The organism is Cohnella sp. WQ 127256 (assembly GCF_024519285.1).
Lineage (GTDB): Bacteria > Bacillota > Bacilli > Paenibacillales > Paenibacillaceae > Cohnella.
In genome coordinates, this window is sequence record NZ_JAMZCY010000009.1 from 327,732 (window position 1) to 335,639 (window position 7,908).

The window sequence follows — 7,908 nt, forward strand, 5'->3', positions numbered from 1 at the left end:
CCACAATCTTCTTGAATTATGGTACATTGATTAGAGATTGTGACAATGAAACCGCAACTATGTAGGGGGTAGCGATTTTGAAAGTTCAAATGTTAGGTACAGGCAGCGCCTTTGCCAAAGCATTCAACAATAACAATGCTTTATTTACAATCGACGGCCTCAACCTGCTTGTGGATTGTGGAATAACCGCACCCAAGGCTCTTCACGAGCTTGGATATAATTTCAACGCCCTCCATGGGGTGTTACTAACGCACATTCATGCCGATCATATCGGAGGACTAGAAGAGCTTGCTTTTCAAATGAAATTTGTATTCGGCCGTAAGCCGATATTATATATCGCTGACACGCTAGTCGATACCTTATGGGAGCATTCCTTGAAGGGTGGGCTTCAACAAGAGCCCTCCGATACGTTGGAGGATTACTTCGACGTTCACCCTCTTAAAGAGGGCCTTACTTACGAGGTTATGCCCGGTCTGCGCGTTGAGTTAATCGCCACGCAACATATTCCGAACAAGAATAGTTATTCGTTACTGTTTAACGAATCCTTCTTCTATTCTGGGGATACTGTATTCGATGCCGCATTACTCGATTCCTTAGTGAATCGCCGGGGGGTTCGGATTATTTTTCATGACTGTCAATTACATGCACCTGGTGTTGTCCATGCCTGCTTAACCGAGCTTCTCACCTTACCTACGTCTATTCAGGAACTTACTTATCTCATGCACTATGGTGATGATCAGCCCGACTTTATCGGACGTACCGGTCAGATGAGATTTATCGAGCAGCAACGGGTGTACGAGTTGGACTTGTTAACAATGGACTTACAATCCGGTATGATAGAGTAATCTTCGCTCGAAAGGGAGTTATCCGTTTTGGTTGCTACTTTTATATTTAGCGGCATCATAGCCGTATTGCTCATTTGGGTAGTTCTCTGGGTCACCAAGAAAGCCTATTCTCGTAGATGGGAAGACGATGAATAAGTAGAGAATAAAGGGGTGGCTTTAAGTCCGAAGTGACTGGGGCCACCTCTTTCCAATTTCAAAATGTTAAAAATAAAAAAATGTGAAAAATGGGTTGACTTCACGTTATTCAGTTGTTATTATATTACTTGTCGCCGTTAAAAACATGATCTGATAGCTCAGCTGGGAGAGCACTATCTTGACAGGGTAGGGGTCACAGGTTCGATCCCTGTTCAGATCACCATACTTAAACGCTCAGAACCCTTACACAGTAAGGGTTCTTTCTTTTTTTCTTAACCACCTTAACATAAAGAAAATGGTGCCATTTGGTGCCGTGATACGAATTTGATACGAATAGCAAAAAAAAGAGCGAGGCGTTAGACGCACTCACTCGAATTATTGTATGATGAATCCCCTTCTAGCCACTTTCTGAATATTGCCTTACTAATGAACTTTTCACGACCGTCGACCGCAACATGAAATGGGGCTTTGTTCAAGAATTCGTAGTTTTTCGTTGGCTACGACCTAATATTTCTTCTATGTGTTTTGGTCGCAACGTCATCGGATATTTTCCCCAATTAATCTCATTCTCTACCTGAGCTTCCGCCACCATCATCCCCCTTCTCTTTCAAAATCCCAATCTTCAGCATCCCAGCCAATCTCTCGAACGCCCTCCACCTGCGCTTAGCATACGCTTCGTAACCTCTGCCTAACTCGTCCTCGTAGACGTTATAATCAAATACATAGTCATCATCCATGTATCTCAATTTAATGAGCTTGCATTCTATTTCAGGTAGCCTTTGAACACAGCGATCAACCTTATCTATAAACCTGCGCCTCATCTCAGGCTCATCCACATTACGAACAGCAATGTTAGCAGTCGAGTCACTAATACCTGAGCTACCTCCGGTTCTTGACTCATAACCGGCGGTGATCTTCGCCTCGATCTCCTCCTCTGCTATCTATCCTCGCCTGCCATTAGCAGAATTAACCAACTCGCCCCAATAATATAGTGGCTGCAAACAGGCTATTTGATTCCGCTTATATCATGATATGTCTTTGTTCAATGCCAGCCACTGCTCCGCCAACTCGAACTTGGTTGATTTCACCGCTCTCGCTCAGGCGCAAACTTGCCTTGATTTCAGAAGGACAATCCATCGAATACCCTTGTCTGAACATGACATGCTCCACTTCCTGCAAAGATCGTTGGCCATGTTGGTACAAATAGCTGAGCAAGGCACCGTTGGATGTTCCTGTCGCGCTTTCCTCGGGAATATCGTACAGCGGCGCAAAATTCCGGCATTCCGCAGCAGCATCGTCTGGAGTATCCATCGTGAACAGATGATATCCAACCACATCATATTTTTCGCTGATGGCGGTTATATCGTCAAAATTGGGCTGAACCTCATTCAAGAGCTTCCTGCTGCGGATCGGGATCAAAATGTCCCGCAGTCCCGTCGAAACAATTTGAATGGGTAACCCGGTTTCCAGATCTTTGGTATCCATTCCCAAGGATGGAGCTATTTCCTCACAGGATATCCTTTCAAAAAATTTTGGTAAAGCCTGTGACAAATAAACAAGACCCTCGGAGCTAATACCGACATCCAAAATCCCTGCCTTGGTTTCTATCGTATAGAAGGTCCCTTCTTTTGCCAAACCCAGCGAATGCATGAGTCCAAATGCAGCAATCGTGGCGTGTCCGCACAGATCAACTTCGCTGGCGGGGGTGAAATAACGGATTTTGTAATCCGCAAGCAAGGATTTTTCCATAAAGGCCGTCTCCGATAAGCCCAATTCCTTCGCTATGAGCTGCATTTCGGCAGCCTTCAGCGAAAGGCCATCCTCTAAGACAACACCTGCTGGATTTCCGCCACGCTCCCCTTTCGAAAACGCATTTAATGTATACACTTCCACATTCATGTTCCGCTCGTCCTCTCCTTATCTTCAAAAAAACGATGTGCGCAACAGCACGTCCCATTCGCTAACTTGAGATCCAGTTGGGAAATCTCTGAGTACAGTAAATTGTATCATTAATAATACAGATAAATCTAAGTAGTCAGCAATTGTAATATGTAGCTTCCAATTAGAAATTTCATAAGCGTTGTTAGATACATTACAATACCACATATTGGAACTATTCCGCCCGTTAGTTGAGAAAACGGCAGCCATGGATCTGGCTGCCGTTTCTTCGCGTTTTATCAGCTATCGTTCCTCGTTAGTTATGAAGAGTTCCATATTGTTTATTGTAATTAAGTTTATTTCTCCCAATCTTCGATTGTTACAGTTGAATATTCGTCCTCGCTTAGAACAAACCCAAACTTGAATTTATCTGAAACAACAACCAAATCATCGTGCATTTCAAACATCAATGTCAAAACGATTTTTTTGCAATCTAATAACGACATTCTTATTGCAATTGGATAATCCAAATAAAGCTGATTGCTATTTCTGAAGTAAAACCCAAATGTAGAGGGGAAGAACATAACTGTTTCTTTCTCGTTATCTTTAAAATAACCAAAAATAAAGTCAATCTTCGACTTGACTGTTTCTTCGTTGAAAGGGAATTTTAAAGACTTGATGTCATCACTTTTAATTTGCTCATATACTTTTTTATGCACTTCTTCAGATACTTGATAGTCGACATATTCATGATTCGAAATATCTATGTTGTGGTATTTCTTTAAATCATTTATAAGTTGCATCCTTGCTTCTTTTACTTTGTTTTTTTTCAGTAACTTCTCTAACTGAATTTTTCTGTAATCAGTCATAAAATCACCTTACCATTTGGCTAGCTGCCATTGGAAATTGTTTTTGAGCTATCGTTCCGGCTGGTTGCTATTCAGGAAGCACGTGTCAATTGCGACGAGCCGTTCGCTCTATGCCATCAGCGATTACTTTGTACAGTTGGTGAGGCAAGTCGTGTCCCATGCCGTCGACCAACATTAGCTCGGCGCCCGGGATGGCAGAAGCCGTGTCCTCGCCACACGCCGGGACAAACAGGAGATCGTCCACCCCATGAATGACAAGTGCTGGTACTTTTATGGTCGCCAGCCGCGGACGACGGTCACCGGAGACAGCGATCGCAGCAATTTGTCGTCCGACACTGCCTGGATCGTAGGCTCGCTGGACTTCCTCCAGAATGAGCGCCCGATAAGCGTCCTCCTCAAACGGATAGCCGGTGCCGGCGATGCGTTTGGCAAAAGAGATGCTGTTCGCCAAAAATCCTGCTTCATCCTCAAATGGGTTCGGCGCCGGCTTAGTCATCATCGCCATGACATCCGGGGAAGTTTGCGGAAGTGCCGGATTACCGGAACTGGACATAATGGAAGTGAGTGATAAAACCCGTTCAGGGTACTCACTGGCAGCAATCTGGGCAATCATTCCGCCCATCGACCTGCCAACGAAATGTGCCCGGTCAATTGAAAGGGCATCGAGCAGTCCGATAGCGTCGTTGGACATGTCATCGAGAGTGTAAGGGATGTCCGGTCGCTTTCCCGACATGAGAGCAGTCGCCAGTGCGTCAAAATCCAGCGTCCGATAATGGCTAAAATGCGTCGAGCAACCTACGTCACGATTGTCAAAGCGGATCACGCGAAAACCCCGCGCTGCTAGTATCCGACAAAACGGAACCGTCCATCGGATCATCTGGGTTCCAAGCCCGGCGATTAGGATGATAGCCTCGTCATTTTCGTTACCGAAACTGTTATAAACCAAATCAACGCCGTTAACTTTCAAGATGTTCATGATTATGTTCTCCTCCAATTAATTCGTTATTGTAAGTTCTGCCATAGGCAGAAGGCGTGAATCTTCGATCGCTGCAGTCCGATGCCCGATACCGGCCTGGTATTCTTGATGACTTGAAAAAGCAAGAAACGACTGCGCGCTGCTCTGGCGGATCAGCATGACAGGATCCCATCTTTCGTCTTCGAGTCCGATAAGAAACTCTCCGCCATCGCCAAGAAACATGACTTCACCTCCGCTTTCACGGAGAAATGGGAGGGTATACTCAATATAGCGGTTGAAAGCTTCGGCACCGCTGATTGGGAACCCCGGTGTTAGTTCAGGATTGGCTGTGTAATCGGCAACATCACGAAAACGCAGCGGTTCAACATGACGACGCTGCCTTCAATGCCTCGCTGCATGAACCTCATGCCAGCGCGTTGTGATGGTTCGATGTAACGAATAGATTCAAACTCCGTCATAGTGTGGCTCCTTTCGTAGTTTCTTTTTTTATTCCAAATACTTTACACCTACACATGCTTTCTTTCATAAGTTCCCTTCAGGGAATGCATTAGCAGCTAATCTTTTTATATGGTTTCTGATATCAGGTGCCCAGTCATCGATGTAGTGGTAAAAACGATCCAAATCACCAGCATACAGTGCCCGCAGAGCTTCTTCGTATTGTTGGAAGTTCCCGGCCATAGCTGTCATAAAGTGATATGTTGCTTCTTGTGACTCTCGTATCTTGCTTTGTTTCCCTCCAGTACGGCGAGCATCACCAACGAGTTTTCGTAATGTTACCGACGCCCCTCCAGGTTGACTCTTGAGCCATTCCCAATCTCGTGGCAATAATGTAACCTCACCGGATACAACCCCCAGCTTGGGTCGACCGACCCGCCGTGTAGGCTGGTGATTCATTTCCGTACAGGGCAAGTCACCAAACTGTTCTCCTAATCGTTTGAGCACGTCATCTGTATTCCCACGAAAATCAACATCTATTTGCTTCCCCATGGTATCGTCAAATATAAGCAGCCGAGTGAGGTCTCTGTCATCCAGAGCATCCTTCACTGTAGAAACAACGTGCTGTAACGAACCACTAGCGACGACTCCCACACCCAAAAATGCCGTGCAGTAAAAGCGCGTTTGATCATCTCTCATTCTGTACATCCTCCTCTGAATACTTCACTAATTTTACCCGGGTAAAAACAAAAGGTCAATATTACCCGGGTAAAATATATTCTGTCGTTCGTTATGGAGGGATTAAATGCAAAAGATGCGGCCTAAGAGAAACCTCGCTGTTGAGGGCTAGTGTTTGCTTAATGTTGTACATGCTGTGTTTTGTCGCAAAACTGCCAGTTAGTTGAGAAAACGACAGCCATTAACACCGGCTGCCGTCCCTTTGAGTTTATTGAACAAACGTTACCCGTTAGTTTAACGCTCTAGAGCAAATAATCTAATCTTGTTAAAACAATTTGAAGTAAGGATATTTTTATTTAGCTCTTGTAATGTTTTTATAAATTCCTTGGTATTTGAAATAAGTTCTTTTTCAAAATCTCCCCAGTGTATTGTCTCGTTGATAATTTCTTCTTTTATTGCATTAATAAATAGTTCTCTATCAGTTCGAATTAACGGACCCTCATGAATTTCAAGATTTAACTGACTAACGACAAGTTCATTTCCTTCTTGAATGAACTCAAGCCAAGTCCAAGGATTTTCAATATACTTTAATGCGGCGTAGTTGTTTTTTTGAAGTTGGTAATACACATCGATAAGAAAATCAAAGTGAGTCAATATTAGCTCAGAATAAATGCGCTTTGTCTCTAATCTCATTTCAGGTGAAGGATAAGATAGATATTCAATTCCATTTACGATTATGGTAAAACAACCGTAAATCTGATTATATTCCTTGTTAAAGGTCTGAAGGTCAATTGCGCGAAGCTCAAGGATATCATCTTCAAAGATTTCATATTTAATTTCAAACATCAGAAATCACTCCGAACTTAATGAGTTGCACATATATTACCATAGTATAGAGCGATAAAGTTGATTGTGTTTACATTGAGTTTGTTGCGTAAACTACCCGTTAGCGCAACGAGGCTGTCGATCTATGCCGGCAGCCTCGTTCTCGTTACTTATTGAGCTATAGTTCCTCGTTAGTTCAAAGAACAGTTCATCAACAAATTATCACTTCACTCTTTCGGAAATATTTTTACTTATTTCTTCAGGATTTTCAACACCAATGATCAACTTTGATATTTTGAACTTACCAACTTGAAAGCTATTCAAATCTAAATGAAGAGTTTCAAGCTCATTTTCAAAAAAGTGCAGTTGATAACCACCATTTGATCTAAATAACCCACTTCTCATTCCTCCTAATAAAGCACCATATAGTTTAAAAGCATTTGGTATCGGTCTACCTGTTGTTATTCCCTTGATTGAAGAGTATGGAATTTGCAACCCTTTATCTAATTTTAAAAAGGGTGAGTTTCCAAGGTCGATATTTACGTAGGTCTCCATTAGTTGAATTTTACGTTCCATATTTTGAATCCCCCATTTTCAAATAATCCATTTATTTCACAACCCATAATTACATATAATACGACAAAAACCTCTTTTCTTCATAAAAGTCTAAGCTCTGCCCTTTAGTTTAATGACCACTCTCTATAATGTTTTTCACAGCCTAAATCTAAAGTGGCTCTCACCGTTAACAACTTGGCTCTATTTCATTAACACGGTGGCTCTCAATCATTAACTCGATGGTTCTTTGGCATTAACATATTCAGCTGATAAAGCAATGTAAGAAATTCTGTATTAATCCTGCTATTAAAAGAGAGATATATTATCACATCAGAAATTTATCTAAAAAAGGGACAAAGGGAGCTTTGTCTTAGCCTGCTATTTCCACGCTATTCTGCCAGTTAGTTGAGAAAAGGCTGCCCTGCGGCAGCCTTAATGAATTGAACTATAGTTTCCCGTTAGTTTAATAATATTACACTATTTATAAAGCTCATCGATCGAAACACCATTTAACACGTGATTAACAACGATTGGAAGCCTCTTTACGAACTTGTTCCATTTCACGCCCTCAAAGATAAATAGTTCTTCGTGCTCGACGTCGAAGCTGCCTAAACATTTCTGATCAGGGATCCAAATGATAAATCCGGTACCGCCATAACCTTCGACTTCTTTTGTAAAGTCCAGAAAAACTCTACCTTGCCATTGTATCGGT

9 protein-coding genes, 1 tRNA gene and 1 pseudogene are annotated in these 7,908 nt (G+C 42.6%); 2 read left to right on the plus strand and 9 right to left on the minus strand.

The annotated features are described in order from the left end of the window. Positions 1-89: 89 nt before the first annotated feature. The gene (locus M1K58_RS24850) at positions 90-845 is read left to right on the plus strand and encodes an MBL fold metallo-hydrolase (protein WP_256761605.1); all 756 of its coding nucleotides are present in this window, start codon (positions 90-92) and stop codon (positions 843-845) included. A gap of 282 nt (positions 846-1,127) precedes the next feature. Further along, positions 1,128-1,203 (plus strand) — tRNA-Val (locus M1K58_RS24855). A 340-nt stretch (positions 1,204-1,543) separates the two neighbouring features. Here M1K58_RS24855 and M1K58_RS24860 read toward each other — a convergent pair. The 9 genes and pseudogenes from M1K58_RS24860 to M1K58_RS24900 form a co-directional block, all read right to left on the minus strand. Beyond that, positions 1,544-1,801: an ArpU family phage packaging/lysis transcriptional regulator gene (locus tag M1K58_RS24860; protein ID WP_256761582.1), complete on the minus strand. Its 258-nt coding sequence runs from the start codon at positions 1,799-1,801 to the stop codon at positions 1,544-1,546. 199 nt (positions 1,802-2,000) lie between these two features. Further along, entirely contained in the window at positions 2,001-2,879 is an 879-nt protein-coding gene (locus M1K58_RS24865; RefSeq protein ID WP_256761583.1) for a PhzF family phenazine biosynthesis protein, read from the minus strand. 335 nt (positions 2,880-3,214) lie between these two features. Next, positions 3,215-3,727 carry a hypothetical protein gene (locus M1K58_RS24870; protein WP_256761584.1) on the minus strand — a complete coding sequence of 171 codons (513 nt, stop codon included), beginning with the start codon at positions 3,725-3,727 and terminating at the stop codon, positions 3,215-3,217. 85 nt (positions 3,728-3,812) lie between these two features. Next, a complete protein-coding gene (locus M1K58_RS24875; protein WP_256761585.1) occupies positions 3,813-4,703 on the minus strand; it encodes an alpha/beta fold hydrolase in 891 nt (296 codons plus the stop codon). Between the two features lie 18 nt (positions 4,704-4,721). Next, entirely contained in the window at positions 4,722-4,925 is a 204-nt protein-coding gene (locus tag M1K58_RS29760; RefSeq protein ID WP_372339202.1) for a DUF1330 domain-containing protein, read from the minus strand. A gap of 300 nt (positions 4,926-5,225) precedes the next feature. Further along, positions 5,226-5,837 carry a DUF2239 family protein gene (locus tag M1K58_RS24885; protein WP_256761586.1) on the minus strand — a complete coding sequence of 204 codons (612 nt, stop codon included), beginning with the start codon at positions 5,835-5,837 and terminating at the stop codon, positions 5,226-5,228. Positions 5,838-6,110: 273 nt separating this feature from the next. Continuing rightward, positions 6,111-6,662 carry a hypothetical protein gene (locus M1K58_RS24890; RefSeq protein ID WP_256761587.1) on the minus strand — a complete coding sequence of 184 codons (552 nt, stop codon included), beginning with the start codon at positions 6,660-6,662 and terminating at the stop codon, positions 6,111-6,113. 201 nt (positions 6,663-6,863) lie between these two features. Beyond that, a complete protein-coding gene (locus M1K58_RS24895; protein ID WP_256761588.1) occupies positions 6,864-7,217 on the minus strand; it encodes a beta/alpha barrel domain-containing protein in 354 nt (117 codons plus the stop codon). Positions 7,218-7,673: 456 nt separating this feature from the next. Beyond that, positions 7,674-7,908, minus strand: a pseudogene (locus M1K58_RS24900) (ankyrin repeat domain-containing protein); the annotation flags it as partial.